The sequence below is a fragment of the Shewanella aquimarina genome (assembly GCF_023349185.1).
Taxonomy (GTDB): Bacteria; Pseudomonadota; Gammaproteobacteria; order Enterobacterales; family Shewanellaceae; genus Shewanella; species Shewanella aquimarina.
The window spans coordinates 80,144-103,066 of sequence record NZ_JAKIKY010000008.1; the positions used below are offsets into that span (position 1 = coordinate 80,144).

Consider the following 22,923-nt stretch of genomic DNA (forward strand, 5'->3'; position numbering starts at 1 on the left):
ATGCCTGTCTATCAGTACAAGGGGCGTGATGCACAGGGCAATGCGGTCAGCGGGCGACTCGATGCGACCACACAAAGTGCCGCCGCCGATCAGCTGCTGTCTCGCGCCGTGATCCCCCTTGAGCTGGTGGAGGCCAAGGCCGCGCGCGAGTTTCACCTTGGCAGCCTGTTTAAGAGCAAGGTCGGCCTGGATGAGCTGCAGATATTTACTCGGCAGATGTATTCGCTCACTCGCTCGGGCATCCCTATTCTGCGGGCCATCGCCGGTCTATCGGAGAGTTCTCACTCCAAACGCATGAAAGATGCCCTCAACGATATCTCAGAGCAGCTGATTTCTGGTCGCCCGCTTTCATCGGCGATGAACCATCATCCGGATGTGTTTGATGCCCTGTTTGTCTCCATGATCCATGTGGGTGAGAACACGGGTAAGCTGGAGGACGCCTTTATTCAGCTCTCTGGTTATATCGAACGCGAGCAGGAGACTCGCAGACGTATCAAGGCGGCGATGCGCTACCCCATCTTCGTCTTGATGGCGGTGGCACTTGCTATGGTAGTGCTCAATATCATGGTGATCCCCAAGTTTGCCGATCTGTTCGCCCGTTTCGGCGCGGATCTGCCCTGGGCTACCAAGTTGCTGATCGGCACTTCTAACTTCTTCGTCAACTACTGGTACCTGCTGCTCCTCGCCTTGGTGGGGGGCTTCGTGGGGATCCGCTACTGGCACAATACAGAGAAGGGCGAGCAGCAGTGGGACAGATGGAAGCTTAAGATCCCGGCGGTGGGGAGCATCATAGAACGCTCGACCCTGTCGCGATATTGCCGCAGCTTCTCCATGATGCTGAGTGCGGGCGTGCCCATGACACAGGCGTTAAGCCTGGTGGCCGATGCCGTCGATAACGCCTACATGCATGACCGCATCGTGGCCATGCGCCGGGGCATAGAATCGGGCGAGTCCATGCTGAGGGTGTCGAACCAGAGTCAGCTCTTTACCCCGCTGGTGCTGCAGATGGTGGCGGTTGGGGAAGAGACGGGCCAGATAGATCAGCTGCTTAACGACGCCGCCGACTTTTACGAGGGGGAGGTCGATTACGACCTCAAGAACCTGACCGCCAAGCTGGAGCCTATCTTGATCGGCATCGTCGCGGTGATCGTCCTCATCCTGGCGCTGGGTATCTACCTGCCGATGTGGGATATGCTCAATGTGGTCAAGGGGGGATAACCCATGGCAGCCATGAGCCGGGAGCTGAGCTGATGGAAAACCAGACACGGGTCGACAGCGAGCTGATGCAGGCCTACGGCAAGATGATCGCCATAGTGGTGCTCTTGCTCATCTTGGGGGTACTGGGTTACGGTTATTTTGCCAAGGTGGATCAGGTCTCTTCTCAGGGGCTGAAGCTGGAGCACAGCCGCCTGCTGAATGTGCTGGCCATGGTGCGCTCTCAGTGGTTGGTGCAGGGGCGCCCCGCTGAGATGCATCTCGACTGGTCCACGGCCATGGAACTCAGGGACGGTGAGCAACCCCTGATCAAGATGAGTGATCAGGGGTGCCCAACCTTAGACAAGATAACCCAGGAAAGCTGCAAGACCCTCTGGTGGCAGCTGTTGGGTGGACGCGACGATTTAGCCAAAATTGTTACACAAGCGGACCAGGTCGGAGAGGTTTGTAGTTATATTGCTAATAACGGTGATCGTTTGAGTTATCAACTCAATAGCGGGCGTGTTATTTTTTTGACTGATCTTTGAATTTAGCAACTTCTAAGGTTTTATAATTTGCTGTAACTGCTAGAATTATCAGGATTATCTAAGGGAGATTTTTATGAAAATGCGAGCCCAAAACATGGGAGTGAACCAGAGTGGTTTCTCTCTGATCGAATTGGTGATCGTTATCGTTATCCTGGGCATATTAGCGGCCACAGCGATTCCTCGTTTTTTAAATGTGACCGACGATGCAGAAGATGCTAGCGTAGATGGCGTAGCCGGTGGCTTGGCCACGGCGGTAAGCTTCGTGCGCTCACAGTGGGAGGTGGATGGTCGTAACAATGCCAATGTGGTCTTAGATGGCACCCAGATCTCTCTCGATACTCGTTTCGGTTTTCCAACCGGATTAACCTCGGGAAGTGGTATCGTCAGTGCGACCGGCATGACAGATGCCGCCTGTCAGGAGGTATTTCAGAACATTCTGCAGGGCGCGCCGCGTAACGTGCTTTTTAATCAGGATGCCCGTAATCAGCGTTTTACCGCGCGGGTATTAGATGGCGCAGGGGGTAATGGGGTAGCCATAGATGGGACTCAGGTGAGCAACTTAGATCTCTGTGTCTACCATCAGGTAACCTCCTTGGTATTAAACACCACCACAGGGGTGCCGACACCAGCACCGGATCTGGCGACCGCCAATGCCAAAGGCATACTGTACAACCCAGGCACAGGCCAGGTGCTCAGCTTTACCAATTGATCTAGTCCCTTGCCCTGGCGAGGTAGATAAAATTTTACATAAGTTAGCAGAAGCGACAATAACAAGGGTACGACATGAAGAAGCAAAACGGCTTTACGCTGATCGAGTTAGTGGTTGTGATCATCATCTTGGGGATTCTGGCCGTTACCGCAGCGCCTAGGTTTATTAACTTACAGAGCGATGCGCGTCTATCTGCATTGGAAGGGATGAAAGCTTCCATACAAGGGGCTAATTCACTGGTGTATTCCAAAGCAGCGATTGCTGGAAAAGAGAAAGGGGGAACTGGTGGTGCGGCAACTTTGGATATAGGTACAGGAACAGATATAAATATTGTTTACGGTTACATGAAAGCGACTGAAGCAGATTTTGAGAATGGATTAGACGTCACTTTCGCTGCAGGTGCTGATGGTAAGCCAACATCCACAACGGCAACCGATGAATGGATTATCAAGGAAGAAACCTCAAAGGTAACTATATGGCAAAAAGGGGCTCCAGCCGCCTGTAAGTTGGAATATACCCAAGCGACAAGTTCCAGTGCTGGCCCTACATTTGCAGCAATGCCAACGACTTCAAATTGTTAAATTATAGGAATATTAAATGAATCAACAGAAAGGTTTTACACTAATCGAATTAGTGGTGGTTATTATCATTTTAGGGATTCTGGCGGTGACCGCCGCACCTAAGTTCATTAATTTGCAGAGTGATGCGCGTGTTTCGGCTTTGCAAGGTGTAAAAGGTGCATTGCAAGGGGCGAACTCCCTTTATTATTCCAAGGCAGCCATTGCTGGAATTGAAAAAACTGCTGCTACTGCGGCTGATTCGAATGCCACACCACCAACTACAGGAACGGTAGTTGAAGGTGTGACCCTAAATTATGGTTATATTCAGGCTACGCAAGCTGAGATTACCGCTGCATTGGAGATCACCGCTGCAGATTGGACATTTACAGCGGTTACCGATTCAGTTCCTGCAGCAATCGAAATTTCTCAGAAGGATGCACCTACTAGTTGTAAGTTTACTTATACTCAGGCTAAGGATGCATCGACACCACCTATATATGGTGCTATTCCGGCGGCAAGTGATTGCTAAATATTACACTTCTAAAGGCCTGCATTGCAGGCCTTTTTTGTCTCTGCAGTGAGACTAATTACTGAAATCGATGGCAATATTTGCCATACTCTGTAGGTTATTAGAAAGTTTAACGCTATCAGCGTGTTGCAGCTGGGGTGTCGATGAATAAACAACAAGGTTTTACCCTTGTAGAGCTGGTTACAACCATCATCTTGATTGCCATTCTTTCTGTGGTGGTCTTGCCGCGCTTCTTTACCGCCTCAAGCTACAGCGCTTATACCCTCAGAGACGAACTGATTAGCGAGCTCAGACGGGTACAGCTGATGGCCCTCAATAATCTGGATCGCTGCTACAAGGTGAGTGTGACAGAAGCGGCCTATCGCGCCGATATCTATGGCGCCGACTGCAACAGCCTGACGGTCACAGGCAATGCCCAGTCGCTACCCCGGCAGACAAGTCTGAGCCTAGGTGGGGCGAACAGCTTTACCCTGGCATTCGATCGCGATGGTCGGTTGACCGGAAGCTGCGCGTCGGGTTGTACCATCAAGGTCGCCGCCGATGAAACCTTAGATCTTACTATCGAGAGTCAGGGGTATATTCATGGACGCTAGCAGAGCCACATCACCAAGGCGCGCCTCTGGCTTTACCCTGATCGAGTTGGTCGTGGGCATGATAGTGCTGGGCATCGCCCTGGTTATGCTCACCAGCATGCTGTTCCCCCAGGCGGATCGTGCCGCCGAGACGCTACACAGGGTGCGCTCTGCCGAGCTGGCCCATTCCCTGCTCAACGAGATCTGGGGCAAGCGTTACGATCAGAACAGCAATCCCAATGGCGGCGTGCCCGCCTGTGGCGCGGCGGCTAGGCCAGACCTCGGATTGCCAGCAGGGCTGCCCTGTACAGACCAAGCCAACTTTGGCGCGGGCGGACTCGATCGCAATGCCTATCGCGATGTGGATGACTATCATGGCCTGACCCAGGGCAGCAAGATGCTCAACTCGGATCGCACCTATGCTCAGGAATATATTAACTACCAGCTATCAGTCAGCGTCACCTATCCCGGCAGCGACAAGAACAGTAAGCTGGTGGCGATCAATGTGACCACACCCAGTGGCGAGGTGATCACCTATCATGCACTGCGGAGTAACTACTGATGCGGCTGCAAACTAACAAGGGTTTTACCTTGGTGGAGATGGTGACCGTTATCATCATACTCGGTATCCTGGTGGTCGGCGTGAGCAGCTTCGTCATCTTGGGCACCCGTATCTTTGTCGAGTCCAGCTCGGTGGATCAGGTGTTGAGCCAGAGTCGTTTCGTGATTGAGCGTATGACGCGGGATCTGCGTAATGCCCTGCCAAATAGCATCCGGGTGGGCAGCCCCAGTGGCGCGCAGTGCATAGAGTTTATGCCTATCACCGCCAGCGCCAGCTATATTAGCCTGCCGATTGCGCCAGGGGCTGCGGCCGATACTGGCAGCATCATGTTGCCTGCGCAGGGAGTAAACCTGGCCCATAAGATAGTTGTGTATCCGCTATCGCCCGGTCAGCTCTATCAAGACAGCCCATCGAGTACAGAGGGGCGTATATTCGATGTTAAACAGCTGAGTGGTAATCAGATCAAATTTAACGATTCACTGCGTTTCGATGAGGTATCGCCTCAGAAGCGCTATTTCATGGTCAATGGTGCCGTGAGTTATTGCTTCTTAAGCAGTGGCGATATCAGGCGTTACGACGGCTATGGGGTTCAGACCAGCCAGCCGACACCCGCGCAGATGGGGACGGGCGCCTTGATGGGCCAGTATGTGGTCAATAATCTAGGTAGCGAGGCGCCGATTCACTACACGCCTGGCACTCTGGTTAACAATGCCGTGGTGCAGCTGTCGCCCCGGTTTGAAGTGAATGGCCAGACCTTTCAATATCAACATCAGGTGCAGGTGATCAATGTTCCTTAATCGATCAAGCCAACGAGGCAGCGCCCTAGTGATAGGTATCTTCATCATTACCGTGATGTTTCTGATGGCGGCTGCGCTCATCAATATCGTCAGCGATGCCGATGAGGGGGTAAACCTGGAGGTCTTGGCGACACGCGCTTTTGCCGCGGCGAACAGCGGTGCCGATGCTGCCATGGCGCAGCTATTTCCCTTAAGCGGCGTTGTGGTGGGATGCTCTAGCGTCTCTGCCAGCTGGACGCCGCCTGATGTGGTAGGCTTTCATGGCTGTAGCGTGACGTTAAGTTGCAATCAGACCACAGTGACGATTGGGAGTGAGAGTGTAACCCAATATCTTATCGGCAGCGAGGCGACCTGCGCCGTGGGCAGCTGTGATGGCGACGCCTGTCTGCGTGTCAATCGTAAGGTGGAGGTAGAGGCCCGTGACTAAATTATTTCAGTGCTTCTTGGGCTGCCTACTCTATCTGTTTTTTTCTACGGCTGTTCTCGCCGTGCCTCAGTGTGATGCGATCTTTACCGACCCACCTTCAGGTAACCATTTCCCAAATGGTATATGGCCTCCTGATAATTTGGAGCCTACTCGAGGAAATCTTACATGTCGAAAGCAGGGGCGATCTACCTATTGTTCACCAAGCTATTATAGTTTCTCTCCGGGAGATTATAATTTTTCCACGGGCAGTTTTAGTCACGGAAGCTATGTGGCAACAAACGGTGCCAGTACTCGCTTATATTTTGATGATTTATATTTAAACCAAGCAAGATTGAATCAGTTTGGTAATGCCGCTGATTTAGTTATTTATGTTCGAGGCAGTTTATCAATCGCTGGGCAGAATTACATAAATGGTATTGTTTATGTAGCGGGCAGTGTGTCAGTAACAGGCAATGCTTCGATCGATGGTGCTCTTGCCTCTGGCGGGGCAATGGTCATTAATGGTAATGGTAATGTCGATGTCGACCTGAGTGCCGTGGATGATGCCGACTTCGGTGGCATGTGCAATAAGGGCGGGCCAAGTGTCGATCATTACCGGCTCGAATTTACCTCGGATGCGCTGAGCTGCGCCGCCAAAGACATACTGCTGCGGGCCTGTGTCAACGCCGACTGCTCGACTCAAGCGAGTGTCTCTTCGAGCGTCGAGTTAACCAAGAATGACAATAAATATGCCGATGTCGGCTTTACCGGATCGACTCAGACCCAGGTATGGCACCCTGATGGTGGCAGTGTGTTATTCGGCTTAGATGCCACGGCACCATCCGCGCCCTATCGCTGTTATATCGACGGTGCTCTGGTGGCTAATGCCCAGTGCCTGCTCGATTTTGCCGATACGGGATTCTATTTCGATGTGCCCGACAGCACCGCCTGTAAGACGGGTAACAGCTTTAACCTGTTTGCGGTGACCAAGGATACTCAGACGCAGCAGTGTAAGCCCCTGTTTGCCAACCAGACCAAGACGGTCAACTTCGGCTTCGATTATCTGCGCCCGGCCGTGGTCAACAATCCGGCCAAGCTTACCCTGAACAGCCTGTTATCCCCGACGGATACGGTAGTTATTGATGGCGGCGGCACTCAGACAGTGCAGGTGCATTTTAACGGTGAAGGGGTTGCCAACCTGTCGGCCAACTACCCTGAAGCGGGCGTGGTGACGCTTAGCGCCGAATATAACCACACAGTTTCGCGTCCCGCCGGAGGCTCAGAGACGCTAGTGCTCACCCACAGTGATAGCTTTACCTCGGCGCCCGCCGGTTTTCATTTTGCCAATGTCAGTGCCAATGGGCGCTGTGATGCAGGCGATCCCTATGATGCAGGCTGTAAGGTGCTGGCCGCGGCGGGGGAACCTTTTAGCATGCAGGTGACTGCGGCCTGTTGGCAGAGCGATGATGATAAGGATTTCGGTGACAATACTGCATTGCAAAACTTCGAGCATAATGGCCTGTCTGTGATCTCTCAGGTGGTACAGCCCGATACTGGGGTCAATGGCGTATTAGGCCGTGATAGTTTGGCGTTCTCGCTATCATCTGGTGCCAGTGCCCAGATCATCAATGATCAAAGCTGGAGCGAGGTGGGCACTATGAAGGTAGCGCTTGGCAGCGATGTCAGCTTTGAGGGAGTAACCATTCCCGCCAGCCACGCTAGCAGTGAGGTGTTTGGCCGTTTCACGCCAGCCTATCTAGGCATTACAGGCAATACCCCTGAGGCTGACCAGAGCTGCGGCACATTCACCTATCTGGATCAGCCCTTCGGCTTTAAAACGGGCGTCGAGCCAAAAATTGAGGTGGCGGGGTTAAATGCCCAAGATAAGGTGACCAGCAATTACCAGATCGGCGATTGGTGGCGTTATAAACATAGGGATGAGGCCGAGCGCAATCAGTGGGCTGAGCGCAGCTATCAAGACAGCACCGGGTCTGCTGTGATTGGTGACAGTCAGGCGCCGGCACTCTCTGGACAGGTCAATTATCTTAGCTCTCCAAATGTCGCTGAGTTAATCGGCGCAGAGCCGAGTTACCAGCGCACCAAGACGCCGCTGGCTCCTTTTAATGCCGAGTTTGCTCTGGTTTTGTCGGCGCTGGACGTCAGCGATGAAGATGGTATCTGTTACCAAGATAACGTCACGGCCCCTTGCCGCGGATTTACCTTCAGCGATATCGGCGACGGTAAGGCCTTCGAGCTTCGCTATGGCCGCATGGTGCTGGAAAACGGCTATGGTCCTCAGTCCGAGAGCCTGCGTCTGCCGCTACGCAGCGAATATGTTTCCAGCGTGACAGCTGGCGTGCCGGTCTGGACATTAAATGGCGACGATAATTGCTCGATTTTTAATTCGCAGACCTCCTTAGATGCCGGCGAGACGGCAACCTCTGGCCTGTATCGCGTTCTTCCGCCGGGCTTCCCCGATCTGCAGGCCTATAGCGATAGCGGACTGTCGCTGCGAAGTGGCGCCTTACTGAATGGCTTGGGCAATCTCTATTTTGCCATCCCCAATCAAGCGGGCGAGGTGCCCCTCAAGCTGCATGTCGAGCCTTGGTTAAAGGGATACTGGAACTATCCAGGTAATGCCGCCGATACCCTGTTTGATCCCAGAGCAAACGCCTATTTTGGCACCTACCGTGGGCACGATAAGATCATCTATTGGCGGGAAGTAAAATAGCCACTCTCCCAATTGATCAGCGAGTGTTCACTTAGGCTGACACTAGGGCCTGTTGATCTTTCAAGTTTAATTTTTGTTCAATCTAAACGCGTTTTGCGCGAGGCGAGAGCCATGAAGCATAGTTACTCTATGTGAATGGCGAACAACAAAGTGCAGCGCGCGTTTAGATGAACCCGTTGGGCAGCGTTTGTAGGTCATTTCTACGGCGTTATCGCCAATTTGTGTAGAAGACTACACCACACAGGCTCTGCCTTGTATAAATCACCTTCAAACTGCTGCAAAAACAAACGGCAAAGATCAACAGGCCCTAGGGCCAATGATGAACAGATATTTATCTAAGGATCAGCATAATATCCTTGTGGAATGCGGGGGGCATTGATAAAGTTACCTGATTTTTATTTTTCCGACTCCACTGAGACAGGCTGGTTACATGTTCAAGAAGCTGCGTGGCATTTTTTCTAACGATCTTTCGATCGATTTGGGTACGGCTAACACCTTAATTTACGTTCGCGAAGAGGGCATAGTGTTAAATGAGCCTTCGGTTGTTGCAATTCGAGGCGAACGCGGCAGCGGCGGCCAAAAATCGGTTGCCGCCGTGGGAACAGAAGCTAAGCAGATGCTGGGTCGTACGCCGGGCAACATTCAGGCCATACGTCCAATGAAAGACGGCGTGATCGCCGACTTCTATGTGACCGAAAAGATGCTGCAGCATTTCATCAAACAGGTACACAACAACAGCGTATTCCGTCCAAGCCCACGCGTCTTGGTGTGTGTGCCAGTGGGAGCCACTCAGGTCGAGCGTCGCGCGATTCGTGAGTCGGCCATGGGCGCAGGTGCTCGCGAAGTCTATCTGATTGAAGAGCCGATGGCGGCCGCTATCGGTGCCGGTCTGCCGGTATCGGAAGCGACAGGTTCTATGGTCGTGGATATCGGTGGTGGTACTACCGAAGTGGCTATCATCTCGCTAAACGGCGTGGTCTACTCATCATCTGTGCGTATCGGTGGTGACAAGTTTGACGACGCCATCATCAACTATGTGCGCCGCAACTATGGCAGCCTGATAGGTGAAGCCACGGCCGAGCGCATCAAGCACACCATAGGTACCGCCTATCCGGGTGACGAAGTGCTGGAGATCGAAGTGCGCGGCCGCAACTTGGCCGAAGGGGTACCACGTAGCTTTACCCTGAACAGCAACGAGATCCTCGAGGCATTACAAGAGCCACTGTCTGGTATCGTCAGCGCCGTGATGGTTGCATTGGAACAGTCTCCACCAGAACTGGCCTCAGATATCTCTGAGCGCGGCATGGTACTGACAGGTGGTGGCGCCTTGTTGCGTGACCTTGACCGTCTGTTGATGCAAGAGACAGGCATTCCAGTGATGGTAGCCGACGACCCGCTGACCTGTGTGGCCCGTGGCGGTGGTAAGGCGCTTGAGATGATCGACATGCACGGTGGCGATCTCTTCTCTGACGAAAACTAATTCGGCCCAAATAAAATAGGCAGCAAGACTCTGGTTATCCTCTGGGCGAGACACAGCAACTGATGGCTCGCCGCCCCGACACCACAAGGTGAAAGGGTAAAGCGGGTACCGGGTTCGCTGCCTTAAGTGTTTTATGAAACCTATTTTTGCCCGCGGTATTTCGAATCAATTCAGGCTCACATTGGCAATTGTTTTGTCGGTGATCTTACTGGTGGCCAACGATAGGCTGGAGCCGGTTCGCCAATCTATCTCCTCTTTGCTCGGCCCCTTACAATACGTGGCCAATATTCCCGGTGTCGTGCTGGACTGGTCGGCCGAGAGTATCGCTACCCGCAACATGCTGGCCAAGCAAAACAAGCAGCTGCTCAGGCAGCAACTCTTGATGAGCGAGCGTCTGCAGCGTTTCGAGCACCTGAGACAGGAAAACGATCGTCTGCGCGCCTTGCTTGGCTCTCCGGTGCATATGGACTCCAAGAAGATGGTGGCCGAGGTGATGGAGGTGGCCAGCGACCCCTTTCGTCACTATGTGGTACTCAACCATGGCGCCCGTAGCGGCGTATTCGTCGGTCAGCCGGTGGTGGATGCCCACGGCGTCGTCGGCCAGGTGGTGGAGATCAGCGAGCTGACCAGTCGGGTACTGCTGATCTCAGACGTGACTCACGCGATTCCGGTGCGGGTGACCCGCAACGATGTGCGTCTGGTGGCCCAGGGTATAGGTGAGCTCGATGAGCTCGAGCTGCGCCACGTGGCGAAGAGCACAGATCTCAGGGTCGGCGATCTCCTGGTCTCCTCAGGCCTGGGTAAACGTTTCCCCGAGGGCTACCCGGTGGCGCGTATCATGAAGGTCGAGCGCGATGATGGCCAGAGCTATGCCACGGTAACCGCGCAGCCCCTGGCGGCGCTGGACCGTATTCGTTATCTGCTGTTGATCTGGCCAGACGGCAACCAGAGTGAATTGAGCGAGCCTCAAGCCGAGCCGCAAGCCGACGAGCCTAAAGCGGAGGAGACGCCATGAGCATGCATATTCCCCATGGACGTTGGGTGGTCTGGCTAAGCTTCCTGCTGGCCATGTTGTTTCAGATCATGCCGCTGCCCGGCCTGGTCGAACCCTGGCGTCCCGACTGGTTGCTGCTGGTCATGATCTACTGGGCTATGGCACTGCCGCACCGTTATAACATCTTATCTGCCTGGTTACTGGGTGTGTTGCTGGACATCTTGCTGGGGGCTCACCTCGGCATACGCGCGCTCTCCATGTCGCTGGTGATCTATGTGGTGGTGTTGCATTTCCAGCGGCTGCGTAACTTCCCCATGTGGCAACAGGCCCTGATGGTGGCTAGCCTGGTGTGTCTGCACCATCTGCTGGTGTTCTGGACACAGTTTGTGGTGAATGTGGCCAGCTTTGATGCCAGCCTGTTCCTGCCAGCCCTGTCGAGCCTGATCATCTGGCCTTGGGTATTTTGGATGCTGAGACGCATTCGTCGTATTTATAAAGTGAGATAATCATGCAACTGGTATTAGCCTCTGCCTCTCCCCGTCGTCGTGAGCTGCTGTTGCAGGTCGGCCTGGGCCAAGCTGAATTTAGTTTCGAGGCGCTGGCCGCCGATATCGATGAGAGCCATAGGGCCGGGGAAAGTGCCGCAGAGTTCGTGGTGCGTCTGGCGATTGAGAAGGCCAATGCCGGATTGGCGCTGTGGGGGCAATCGGATGCCGTGGTGCTGGGCTCAGATACTATAGTGGTATTAGAGGGGGCTATCTTAGGTAAACCTAAGGATGAAGCAGACGCCAGGCAGATGCTTAGTGCGCTTTCAGGTAAGCGCCATAGTGTGATGACGGCGGTGGCGGTGACCGATGGTCAGCGGACCCTGTCTCGATTAGTTGAAACTAAAGTGCAATTTTGCGGCCTAACAGAACAGGCTATCTTGGCTTATATCGCCACCGGCGAGCCTATGGATAAGGCCGGTGCCTACGGCATTCAGGGCCTGGGCGGCTGCTTTGTCGAGGCCATAGATGGCAGCTATTCGGCGGTAGTGGGCCTACCCCTGGTGGAAACCCGGGCGCTGCTGGCCGAGATGAAGCTGTTATCCATTTAGCATTTTACCCAGTAGATTGAGCCATTTAGGTGTAAATTGTTCTAAAATTAACGGTCCGTTAGGGCCGTTAATGCATTAATCATATTTAAGTGAGTAAGCATGAGTCACATAGTCAAAAACAGAGTACAGAAAAAGATAGGTTCTGAGTTATTGATCAATGTGACGCCGACCGAGGCGCGGGTAGCGCTGGTGGAATATGGCATCCTGCAAGAGGTGCATATAGAGCGCCGCATGAAGCGTGGTCTGGTTGGCAATATCTATAAGGGCAAGGTCAGCCGGGTGCTGCCAGGCATGCAGGCAGCCTTTGTGGATATCGGTCTAGACAAGGCGGCCTTTCTTCATGCCTCAGATATTGTGCCTCATACCGAGTGTGTGGCGGATATCGAGAAGGGCAACTTCGTGGTGCGTGATATTGCCGAGCTGGTTCGTCAGGGCCAGGACATCATGGTGCAGGTGGTAAAAGATCCCCTGGGCACCAAGGGCGCACGCCTCACCACAGATATCACCTTACCCTCACGTTATCTGGTGTTCATGCCGGGCTCCAGCCATGTGGGCGTGTCGCAACGGATCGAGTCCGAAGAGGTTCGCGCCCGTCTCAAGGGGCTGACTGAACCCTTCGTCGACGAAGATGGCGGCTTCATTATCCGCACCGCCGCCGAGAATGCCGGCGAGCAGGAGCTGGTTCAGGATGCGGCTTTCCTGCGCCGAGTCTGGGCCAAGGTGTGTGAGCGTCGTAAGCGTCCCGGTGTCTCGCTGCTCTATCAAGATCTCGCCCTGCCTGTGCGTATCGTACGCGACTTCGTCGGCACAGAGCTGGATCAGATCCAGGTGGACTCAGGCCAGACCTATGAGGAGCTGCTGCAGTTTACCCAGGAGTTTATGCCCGAGATCGCCGACAAGATTGAACACTATTCTGGCCGGGTACCCATCTTCGATCTCTACGATGTGGAGAACGAGGTGCAGCGCGCCTTGGGGCGCAAGGTAGAGCTCAAGTCTGGCGGCTATCTGATCATAGATCAGACCGAGGCCATGACCACTGTGGATATCAACACAGGCGCCTTCGTCGGTCATCGCAACCTTGAAGAGACCATATTCAACACCAACCTGGAGGCGACACACGCCATCGCCCGCCAATTGCGCCTGCGTAATCTGGGGGGGATCATCATCATAGATTTTATCGACATGCTGAACGAAGATCATAAGAAGCGTGTCCTCAGTACCCTGGAGGCGGCGCTGGCCAACGACAGGGTGAAGACCAATGTCAGCGGCTTCTCGGGCCTCGGCCTGGTGGAGATGACCCGTAAGCGTACCCGCGAGAGCCTGGAACATGTGCTGTGTGGCGAGTGTCCGGCCTGTTTCGGTACCGGGAGTCTGAAGACAGTCGAGACGGTTTCTTACGAGATCTTCCGCGAGATCATCCGCCTCAACCGCGGCTATGATGCCGACGAGTTCCTGGTCTACTGCGCCCCCACGGTTTATAACAGCCTCACCGGCGAGGAGAGTCATCTGGTGGCAGAGCTAGGAGCCTATATCGGCAAGCATGTGCGCCTGCAAAACGAGCCCATGTACGCGCAAAACAAATTCGATGTGGTGATAATGTAGTGTCCCGCCCATTCTGTCCCCGCACCTTCGGCCGCCTATGCTGGCAGATTATCGCCATCATAGTGGTGCTTTTTGCCTTGAGCGTCAGCCTGTTCAGAGGCCTGCTGCCTAAGCTGGATCAGGTCCGTCAGGAGCTGGTGAGCTATATCTATGAGCAGTATCAGGTCAAGGTCGAGGTCACCGAGCTCACCGCCGAGTGGCAGGCGTTTGGCCCTGCGGTGACCATCAAGAATCTGGTCTTGCCGGTGCAGGAGAACCTGCCGGTCACCTTCATCATAGACAATGTCCACCTCAAGTTGGATTTCTGGGACAGTCTGGTCTCGGCGTCGCCTCAGATAGAGAATGTGATCTTCGAGGGGGTCAAGATTGCCCTGGATCTCGACCGTATCAGTCAAGCCGGTAACGGTCAGCAGAGCAGCGATGCTCCTGTGGCAGAGCAGAATACCGATTGGCTCTATGCCCTGATGCTGGAGCAGTTCGATCGCTTCGCCATCACAGATGTGACCATGCAGCTGATCAGTCGCTCCCATAAGTTTAGGCCTATCCATATCAGGGACCTGCGCTGGCGCAACTTAGCCGGGCGACACAGGGCCGAGGGCGCGCTGTTCCTCGATGAGCAGGCCTCAGAGGTCGAGCGTCTCTCTCTTGCCGTCGATATTCGTGGCGACGGCCATAACCCAGAGTCATTGGCAGGTCAGCTCTATCTGGCGGCCAACTCACTGGATCTCGGCGAATGGGCATCGCGCCAGGAAAACCCTTATGCCTCGGGTAAGAAGCTGCCTTTAGAAGGCGTGGTGAACCTGCAGGCCTGGGCCGAATTTTCCGACCGAGCCTTTACCGCTGCGACGGTCGCCTTCGAGCCGAGCTGGTTGCAATGGGAGCTCAAGGGTGAGCAGCAAAAATTTGAGATACAGGGTGGACAGCTCAACTGGCAGCCGCAAGTCTCGGGCTGGCAACTGACCAGCTCAGATCTGGCCTTTGTGACCAATGGCCAGGCCTGGCCGGCGCTGCATATTGGCGCGCGTAAGCGTGACGACCAGCTGATGGCCAATATCAATCAACTCGATGCCAAGGTATTGCTGCCCCTTTTGCCCCTGGTGCCCGGCATGGATCTCGATGGCCTCCACCTGTGGCAGACGATGGACCCCAGTGGCACCATAGAGCAGCTCAAGTTGGGCTATGGCGAGCAGCAGGGCTTTGCCCTGTCGGCGCAGTTAACTCAGTTTGCCTGGCAGGCGAGTGGTTCCATTCCGGGGGCCGAGGCGATCGATCTTATGCTCGGCATCCAGGGCAGCGATCTCTATCTGTCTGCGCCCGAGCAGCAGTATCACTTGGATTTTAATGGCGGCTTCGAGGCGCCACTGTCGCTTGACGGCGATGCCTTTACGCTTAAATACGCCATAGGCGAGGCGGCGCTGGTTGCGCCTAAGCTGCATTTCTATAACGCCGATCTGGATCTCGACGCGGCCATGAAGCTGGGCTTTTCAGGCGAAGCCAGCCTCAACCTGCTGGCCGATGTACAGGTGAAAAACGCCGCCAGGGCCAAATACTATTTTCCGAAACGAGGGATGAGTGAGTCGCTTGTCGATTACCTCAGCGGCGCCATCAAGGCGGGACAGAGCCAGGATGCCAAGGTGGTGTGGAACGGCGCCCTCAAGCATTTTCCTTATGACGACAACAGCGGCGTATTCCAGGCCGGTTTCTCTTTGAATCAGGCCCGCTATCAGTTTCAGCCCGATTGGCCCGAGGTGACCGAGCTGAGTCTCGATGCCTTGTTTGAAAATGCGGCTATGGATATCTGGGTGAACAAGGGGATGTTAATGGATGTTCCCGCCGACGGCGCCCATGTGGCCATTCCACGTATGAGTCATGAGACTCTGCTAACGGTGAAGGCGGATCTTCGCACTCAGGGCGAGGCCGCCAAACAGGTGCTACTGCGCTCGCCCCTGGCCGATACGGTTGGCGCGACACTCGAGGTCGTGCAGGTGCAAGGTGATGTCTCGGGCAAGCTGGATCTGAGCATTCCCCTCTATCATGGCGGCAAAGAGCAGATATTGGGACAGGTAAGCTTCGACAACACCCCAGTTTATGTTACTCAGCCGGGCGTGCAACTCGAGGGCGTAACCGGTGTGGTGCATTTTGCCAACGATGTGGTCACGGGCGAGGAGATACAGGCGCGTCTGTTCGAGCAACCCGTAAGTTTCACCTTCGATACCGGCAAGAGCAACAAAAATTATGGCCTGAACCTGGATATGCAGGGTACGTGGGCACTGGTCTCGCTTCCATCGTCATTGGATAATCCGCTCAAGGATTACTATCGCGGCGAGCTGGATTGGCAGGGCGCCATGACGCTGATCTTCGATGAGCTGGGCTATCGTATTCAGGCGCAAGTGAAGAGCGACATGCGGGGCGTCGAGCTCAGCCTGCCGGGCAAGTTTGCCAAGGCGGCGGACAGCCCGCGGGCGCTCTCCTTCGAGCTTATCGGCGACAACAAGCAGGCCTCCCTGGGTGCTAAATTAGGGGACCAGATGGAGTTCTGGGGCGGTTTCGACGAGCAGTCGGGTGACCATCTGGCGCACTTCGACCTGCTGCTGGGACGCCTGTTTAAGCCCGGCGATCAACTCAAGCGTCAGGCCGGCCATCTACAGCTGGATATGCCTGCCACCGAGTTTGCCCCTTGGCTACCCATCATCAAGGGATTCATGGGGGACGCCGCGCTGGAATCCTCCCTGGATGCCGCTATGCGTCAAGCCCTTGAAGAGCAGACACAAGAAACCCCGCTACTGCAGGCTGAAGAAGCGCCTCAGAAGAGCCATTTCTTCCCGCCCTTGATCGCCGTAGATGGCCAGGTACGCCAGTTAAATCTCTATGGGCAGCCGCTGACCGAGTTGAGTCTGGAGGCCTATCCCACAGAACATGGTTGGCGCTTCGAGGGCAACGCCAACGAATTTAGCGGCCGGGTGGACTTCTATCCAGACTGGTCGACCCAGGGGTTAAAGCTGGTGGCGAGCCGGTTTAACTTTGCCCCCGAAAGTACACAAGGCGATGAGTCTGAGTTAGCCAGCGACGAGGTGCTCAGCATACTGCCGCCGCTGGCGGTGGATGTGGATCAGTTTAGTGTCCACGGCAAGTCTCTCGGTCACCTGGTGTTGCAGGCGACCCCCAAGAATGGCGACTATCAGATTCAGACCATCGCCATCACGACCCCGGGGATCACCCTCAAGGGCAAGGGGGCCTGGTCGAACAGTGAGGGGCAGAACCTGACCGAATTTGAGGTGGATCTCAAGGCCAAGCAGTTCGATGAAGTCTCTGAGCGTCTGGGCATAGACCCTGGTCTCAAGGAGGCGCCGCTGGATCTGCAGGCCGAGCTGTCCTGGCAGGGGGCCCCCCACGCCTTCTCGCTGGAGACCCTCAACGGCCAGATAAGCTATAAGCTGGGTAAGGGCCACCTGTCTGAGGTGAGTGACAAGGGCGCGCGTATCTTCTCCCTGTTCAGCCTAGATTCCCTGCTGCGTAAGCTGTCGCTGGATTTCTCCGATGTCTTCGGTAAAGGGCTCTATTTTAACGCCTTTACCGGTACCCTCAAGCTGGACAACGGCGTGGTGAAGACCACTGATTCCGAGATGGATGCGGTGGCGGGTAACATGAGGGTGCGGGGCTATACCGACCTCACCACAGAGAGCCTCAACTATGACATACGTTTCGTGCCGCAATTGGCCTCCAGCGTGCCGACCGTGGTGCTGCTCAGTACCGGCGGTTGGACCCTGGGCCTAGGTGCGTTTGCCCTGACCAAGGTGCTGGAGCCGGTGATCGAGGTGATCTCGGAAATTCGCTTCAGGCTGACGGGGACCATGTCAGAGCCTAAGCTGGAGGAGCTGGAGCGTAAGAGCAAGGAGATAGAGATCCCCGAGTCTGTCTTGCCACGTCAACCAGAACAGGAGCCTGGCGCTGAGACTAAGCCCCAGAGCGAATCGAAAGAGCCTAAACAGGAAAAGGCGCAAGAGCCAAAACAACAGCTTCAGCAAGCACAGCAGCAAGAACAGAGCCAGGTGCAACAGTCATCGTCTGCGGAGCAGTCAGAGACCGGGGCCGAGCAATTACCTGCGGCGGCGACTCAGCCCGAGGCAGTTTCGGCTGATGAGCAGGTGATGCCATCGGGTGTCGCTATCCCTAAGAGTGCGGTCGAGGCCATGCCCGAGTTTAAGGAGACGTCGACCGGCCAGCAGCCCGTCGAGCAAGAACCTCAGGCGCCGCAACAGCAAGAATCACAGGAAAAACCGGTGAACAAGGAGCCAAGCGATGCAGGTCAGCCTATTACAATGTCAGAGTGGTCGCGACGTCGAGGAGAACCTCAAGTTTATTCGCGAGCAGCTTGATCTGCTAGAGAGTAGTGAGCGCCCCCATTTGGTGGTGCTGCCCGAGTGCTGTCTGCTGTTTGGTGGCCATGAGCGTCAACAGCTGACCTATGCCGGCAATGATGCCGACAGCGACCTCAAGCAGACCCTGGCCGCCTTGGCCAAGCAGTATGGCATCTATCTGGTGGCGGGCACCATTCCTATCCTGGCCGATGAGGGGCGAGTGTTCAGCCGCAGCTACCTGTTCAACGACAGGGGTGAGGCCCTAGGGCACTATGACAAGCTGCACCTGTTCGATGTAGATGTGGACGACGGCACTAAGTCCTACCGGGAGAGTGACACCTTTTGCCCCGGTGAGGCGGTAACCGTTGTCGATACGCCTTTCGGTAAGGTCGGGATGGCGATATGCTATGACATCAGGTTTGCCGATCTATTTCGCGCCATGCGCCTGCAGGGGGCGGAGATCATCGTCCTGCCAGCGGCCTTTACCAGGGTGACCGGGCGGGCGCACTGGCTGCCCCTGCTACAGGCGAGGGCGATTGAGACCCAGTGTTTCCTGTTGGCGGCGGCCCAGTGGGGCGAGCATAACCAGGGAAAACGTGAGACCTGGGGACACTCCTGCGTCATAGATCCCTGGGGGGAGGTGCAGGCGATTAAGCCAGAAGGCTGTGGCTGGTTGTCGGCAGAGATAGACCTTAAGGCCATAGAGGGGATACGCCGTAACATCCCTGTGGTCGAGCACAATCGTTTCGAGCCACCCAAATTAAAGAGATTATAAAATCGCGCCTTCCAAGCGCCATAGAGAGAAAATTAATGCCATTTTTAACCCAAGTAGAACAGAGCCTCTTGCAAGACGGATTGTCATTGGATCAGTTGCAAGGCTATATCAATAGCATTCATCAGCATCAGGTGGACTTTTCCGATCTCTATTTTCAGGGCAGTCGCCATGAGTCTTGGGTGTTAGAAGATGGCATAGTCAAAGAGGGCAGCTTCCATATCGAGCGCGGTGTGGGGGTGCGTGCCATCAGCGGCGAGAAGACGGGCTTCGCCTATGCCGACGAGATCACCCCAGCGGCGCTGAGCGCGGCGGTCGAGGCGGCTCGCGGCATCTCTGCGGCGGGCAATAGTGGCCGCGTCCAGGCCTGGAAGCAGCAGAAGGTGACGCCGCTCTATCAGAGCGCCGACCCTATCGCCGCCATGGAAGAGGTGAAGAAGATTGAGCTGCTCAAACAGGCAGACGCCTATGTGCGCAGCCTGGATGCGCGCATCATACAGGTGGTGATCAGCCTGTCGGGCGTGCACGAAGAGATCTTAGTCGCGGCCAGTGACGGCACCCTGGCGGCAGATATTCGTCCCTTGGTACGTTTTAACTGTAGCGTGGTGCTGGAGCAGGAAGGCAAGCGTGAGCGCGGCGCCAGCGGTGGCGGCGGACGCCATGATTATCAAGTCTTTTTCGAGTCGGGCGACGACGGTCTGCCCAGCTGTTTTGCCTTTGCCCGCGAAGCCGTGCGTCAGGCTTCGGTCAATCTGACCGCCATAGATGCGCCCGCCGGCGAGATGCCTGTGGTTCTGGGGGCCGGTTGGCCCGGCGTCTTGCTACACGAGGCCGTGGGGCATGGCCTGGAGGGTGACTTTAACCGTAAGGGGAGCAGCGCCTTTAGCGGCTTGGTGGGCCAACAGGTGGCTTCTAGTCTGGTGACTGTGGTGGACGATGGCACCCTGGAGAATCGCCGCGGCTCGCTCAGCATAGACGATGAAGGGGTTCCTACTCAGAAGACTGTGCTTATCCAGGATGGCATCCTCAAGGGCTATATGCAAGACAAGCTCAACGGCCGTCTGATGGGCCAGGCCTCAACCGGTAACGGTCGCCGCGAGTCTTATGCCCATCTGCCGATGCCGCGCATGACCAACACCTATATGGAAGCCGGCGACAGCTCGCCTGAAGATATCATCAAGTCGGTGGACAAGGGGATCTATGCGCCTAACTTCGGCGGCGGTCAGGTCGATATCACCTCGGGTAAGTTTGTGTTCTCGGCATCTGAAGCCTACCTCATCGAGAAGGGCGAGATAACCCAGGCGATCAAGGGCGCAACCCTGATAGGTAATGGTCCCGAGGCCATGGGGCAGATCTCCATGGTTGGTAACGATCTGGCGCTCGATAAGGGCGTCGGTGTCTGTGGCAAAGATGGTCAAAGTGTGCCCGTGGGCGTGGGCCAGCCTAGCCTGAAACTCGATCGCTTGACGGTGGGCGGCACAGCCTAGTTCGACGGATCTCGCTGTCTGTAGAAAGCGTTGGCGGCGATTGCTGGGAAGACTGCCGATAAGGCGCTAGAGAAGCTTGCCTACAAGGCCTGCTTCTCAACGCCTCCATAGGGTGTTAACATTTGCCAAGGAAGTAGAGTATTAGCTCTAGAGGTGTAGATGAGATATTCACATGTTATTTGGCTGTCGTTGTTGACCCTGGTGGGGCATGCGGCGCAGGCGCAAGAACTCGCCTTTGGCGAGGCCTGGCAGCAGCTGCTACAGGTCAGCGACAAGCTGCAGGCCAGTCAGCAGGAGGTTAACCGTGCCCAGGCCGAAAGAGACGCCGGGGAGGATCTCAAGCTGCCGTCGCTGTCGATCAACGGCAGCTACACACGCTTAGAGAAACCCCTGGAGCTGGACCTGAGGGATCTCAATCCCTTAGCCAGCCTCGATCCCGCGAGTCTGCCTCCGGCGCTCGGCGCCGCCCTAGGCGCCATTCCTGGCTCGCTGTTTATCACCCCTTTTACCGAGCAGGATGTCTTCCGCTCCAGTCTGCAGGCGATGTGGCCCATCTATACCGGCGGTCGTATCAGCGCCGCGCAGGGGATCCATGAGGCGCAAGTCGCCGAGAAGGAGCAGCAGCATCAGCTGTCGACGCGGGATCTCTTCATCAAGCTGGTGGACAGATATTATGGCGTGGCGGTGAGTCATGCCCTGATGACCACCCGAGGCCAGCTGGTGGATGCCTTGAGCGAGCATGCCGAACATGCCGTCAAGCTGGAAGAGCAGGGACAGATCGCCAAGGTCGAGCGTCTCAACGCCCAGGTAGCGTTGGAAAATGCGAGGGTGGACTATGCCAGTGCCAAGCGTCAGCTGGAGATGACTCAGATCGCCCTATCGCGCATGTTACATCGGGAGAATATCGATACCGCCTCCAGGCTGTTTATGCTGGAAAACTCGCCCTCTTTAGGTCAATTAAGCCAGCTGACCCTGACGACACACCCAGCGCTCAAGCTGCTGGAAGCCAAGGAAGTCCAGGCCAATGGCCTTATCGACGTAGAGAAGGGCAGTTATTACCCCACAGTCTTTCTTTACGGCAACTACACCCTGTATGAAGACGATAGCCTGCTGGCCAAGATGGAGCCAGATTGGATGGTCGGCGTCGGGGTGAAGATCCCGTTGATCAGTCGTGATGGACGCAGCGGCAAGGTCGAAGCCGCCCGCAGTGCCTTGCTTCAGGCGCGCTATACCAAGGCGCAGACCCAGCAGGATCTCAGCCTCTTGCTGGACCAGAGCTATCGCCAGCTCGAGCAGGCCAGAGAGGAGACCGAGTCCCTCAACCTATCGTTGGTCCTCGCCAAAGAGAATAAACGCCTGAGGGATCTCGCCTTCAGTCAGGGGCTGTCGACTTCGATTGAGAAAGTGGACGCCGAGCTCAAGCTGAGCGGCGTGCAGACCCAACAGTTGGCGGCCCAGTACCGCTATGTGCAGGCCTATGCCAGATTGATGGCCATCAGTGGCCAGTTAGATGAATTTATCGGTCGCTCATCGAGTGCCCAGGAGAGAGTCAATGCGAACTAATAGAGCCTTAGCCGTTGTCGCCTTACTGGTATTGGTGGCTTTACTCGGGTACGGATTAAAGTTAGCCCATACCCCTAAGCCCGAACGACTACAGGGGCAGATAGAGGCCAGGGAATACAACATCTCCTCCAAGGTGCCGGGACGCGTCGCCGAGGTGCTGGTGCGCCGTGGCGATCGGGTGGCCGAGGGTGATCTGTTATTTGCCATCGACAGTCCCGAGCTCAACGCCAAGCTGATGCAGGCCCAGGGGGGCCGCGATGCAGCCAAGGCCTTGCAACAGGAGGCGGATAACGGCGCCCGTAAGCAACAGGTTGCCGCGTCGAAAGAGCAATGGTTGAAAGCCAAGGCGGCGGCGACCCTGGCCGAGACCACTTATAAACGTGTAGAGGTGTTGTTTAGCGAAGGGGTGCTGGCGCGCCAGAAACGCGATGAGGCCTTTACCCAGTGGCAGGCAGCCAAGTATACCGAGCAGGCGGCCTACGCCATGTATCAGATGGCCGAAGAGGGCGCTCGCGAAGAGACCAAGGCCGCGGCCGAAGGCAATGCCCGTATGGCCGAGGGGGCGGTGAAAGAGGTTAGTGCCATTTTGGCCGACAGTCAGATGCGCTCGCCCAGAGCCGGCGAGGTAAGCGAAGTCCTGTTGCAGCCAGGTGAGCTGGCGCCGAGTGGATTCCCCGTGGTGAGCATTATCGATATGCAGGATGCCTGGGCGGTTTTCCAGGTGCGTGAGGATCAGCTTAAAAACTACAAGATAGGCGACACCCTCGAGGTCGAGATTCCGGCATTGGGGGCCAGTTATCCGTTCACCATCAAGCATATTGGTGTTATGGGGCACTTTGCGACCTGGCGCTCTACCGAGAGCGGTCACGACTTCGATATGCGCACCTTCGAGATGGAGTTGCGGCCAAACGCCCCGATCGCCGACCTGAGAGTGGGCATGACAACTCTGCTGGTGCGTTAAGC

General features: G+C 55.7%; 20 protein-coding genes. All 20 read left to right on the top strand.

From position 1 onward, the window contains the following. On the top strand, positions 1 to 1,218 hold the full coding sequence (locus tag L2731_RS11425) for a type II secretion system F family protein (protein WP_249253220.1): 1,218 nt from the start codon (positions 1 to 3) through the stop codon (positions 1,216 to 1,218). 32 nt (positions 1,219 to 1,250) lie between these two features. Further along, positions 1,251 to 1,742: a hypothetical protein gene (locus tag L2731_RS11430; protein WP_249253221.1), complete on the top strand. Its 492-nt coding sequence runs from the start codon at positions 1,251 to 1,253 to the stop codon at positions 1,740 to 1,742. 94 nt (positions 1,743 to 1,836) lie between these two features. Next, positions 1,837 to 2,451: a type IV pilin protein gene (locus L2731_RS11435; RefSeq protein WP_041510907.1), complete on the top strand. Its 615-nt coding sequence runs from the start codon at positions 1,837 to 1,839 to the stop codon at positions 2,449 to 2,451. Between the two features lie 74 nt (positions 2,452 to 2,525). Continuing rightward, a complete protein-coding gene (locus L2731_RS11440) occupies positions 2,526 to 3,032 on the top strand; it encodes a type II secretion system protein (RefSeq protein ID WP_249253222.1) in 507 nt (168 codons plus the stop codon). Between the two features lie 16 nt (positions 3,033 to 3,048). Then, positions 3,049 to 3,540, top strand: coding sequence for a type II secretion system protein (locus L2731_RS11445; protein ID WP_249253223.1), 492 nt, complete (start codon positions 3,049 to 3,051; stop codon positions 3,538 to 3,540). 143 nt (positions 3,541 to 3,683) lie between these two features. Continuing rightward, a complete protein-coding gene (locus L2731_RS11450) occupies positions 3,684 to 4,133 on the top strand; it encodes a type II secretion system protein (protein ID WP_249253224.1) in 450 nt (149 codons plus the stop codon). Next, positions 4,123 to 4,674 carry a type II secretion system protein gene (locus L2731_RS11455; protein WP_249253225.1) on the top strand — a complete coding sequence of 184 codons (552 nt, stop codon included), beginning with the start codon at positions 4,123 to 4,125 and terminating at the stop codon, positions 4,672 to 4,674. The genes L2731_RS11450 and L2731_RS11455 overlap by 11 nt, the downstream gene beginning before the upstream one ends. Next, positions 4,674 to 5,471: a PilW family protein gene (locus L2731_RS11460; protein WP_249253226.1), complete on the top strand. Its 798-nt coding sequence runs from the start codon at positions 4,674 to 4,676 to the stop codon at positions 5,469 to 5,471. The genes L2731_RS11455 and L2731_RS11460 overlap by 1 nt, the downstream gene beginning before the upstream one ends. Next, a complete protein-coding gene (locus L2731_RS11465; protein WP_249253227.1) occupies positions 5,461 to 5,898 on the top strand; it encodes an MSHA biogenesis protein MshP in 438 nt (145 codons plus the stop codon). Before L2731_RS11460 ends, L2731_RS11465 begins: the two co-directional genes overlap by 11 nt. Positions 5,899 to 5,959: 61 nt before the next feature. After that, positions 5,960 to 8,608 carry a DUF6701 domain-containing protein gene (locus L2731_RS11470; RefSeq protein ID WP_487392389.1) on the top strand — a complete coding sequence of 883 codons (2,649 nt, stop codon included), beginning with the start codon at positions 5,960 to 5,962 and terminating at the stop codon, positions 8,606 to 8,608. Positions 8,609 to 9,038: 430 nt separating this feature from the next. Continuing rightward, positions 9,039 to 10,088 carry a rod shape-determining protein gene (locus tag L2731_RS11475; protein ID WP_011864209.1) on the top strand — a complete coding sequence of 350 codons (1,050 nt, stop codon included), beginning with the start codon at positions 9,039 to 9,041 and terminating at the stop codon, positions 10,086 to 10,088. Between the two features lie 133 nt (positions 10,089 to 10,221). After that, positions 10,222 to 11,103: a rod shape-determining protein MreC gene (gene mreC, locus L2731_RS11480; RefSeq protein ID WP_249253230.1), complete on the top strand. Its 882-nt coding sequence runs from the start codon at positions 10,222 to 10,224 to the stop codon at positions 11,101 to 11,103. Continuing rightward, the gene (mreD, locus tag L2731_RS11485; RefSeq protein ID WP_041510821.1) at positions 11,100 to 11,588 is read left to right on the top strand and encodes a rod shape-determining protein MreD; all 489 of its coding nucleotides are present in this window, start codon (positions 11,100 to 11,102) and stop codon (positions 11,586 to 11,588) included. The genes mreC and mreD overlap by 4 nt, the downstream gene beginning before the upstream one ends. Before the next feature lie 2 nt (positions 11,589 to 11,590). Continuing rightward, positions 11,591 to 12,178 carry a Maf family protein gene (locus L2731_RS11490; protein WP_275659154.1) on the top strand — a complete coding sequence of 196 codons (588 nt, stop codon included), beginning with the start codon at positions 11,591 to 11,593 and terminating at the stop codon, positions 12,176 to 12,178. Positions 12,179 to 12,277: 99 nt separating this feature from the next. Beyond that, positions 12,278 to 13,780, top strand: a complete 1,503-nt coding sequence (gene rng, locus L2731_RS11495) for a ribonuclease G (protein WP_052813792.1) — start codon at positions 12,278 to 12,280, stop codon at positions 13,778 to 13,780. After that, entirely contained in the window at positions 13,780 to 18,156 is a 4,377-nt protein-coding gene (locus L2731_RS11500) for a YhdP family protein (RefSeq protein WP_249253232.1), read from the top strand. Before rng ends, L2731_RS11500 begins: the two co-directional genes overlap by 1 nt. Further along, positions 18,080 to 18,913, top strand: coding sequence for a carbon-nitrogen hydrolase family protein (locus L2731_RS11505; protein ID WP_249253234.1), 834 nt, complete (start codon positions 18,080 to 18,082; stop codon positions 18,911 to 18,913). Before L2731_RS11500 ends, L2731_RS11505 begins: the two co-directional genes overlap by 77 nt. Positions 18,914 to 18,948: 35 nt before the next feature. Beyond that, positions 18,949 to 20,397, top strand: a complete 1,449-nt coding sequence (tldD, locus tag L2731_RS11510) for a metalloprotease TldD (RefSeq protein WP_249253237.1) — start codon at positions 18,949 to 18,951, stop codon at positions 20,395 to 20,397. 159 nt (positions 20,398 to 20,556) lie between these two features. Next, on the top strand, positions 20,557 to 21,960 hold the full coding sequence (locus tag L2731_RS11515; RefSeq protein ID WP_249253239.1) for a TolC family protein: 1,404 nt from the start codon (positions 20,557 to 20,559) through the stop codon (positions 21,958 to 21,960). After that, positions 21,950 to 22,921, top strand: coding sequence for an HlyD family secretion protein (locus tag L2731_RS11520; RefSeq protein WP_249253241.1), 972 nt, complete (start codon positions 21,950 to 21,952; stop codon positions 22,919 to 22,921). Before L2731_RS11515 ends, L2731_RS11520 begins: the two co-directional genes overlap by 11 nt. Positions 22,922 to 22,923: the final 2 nt, after the last annotated feature.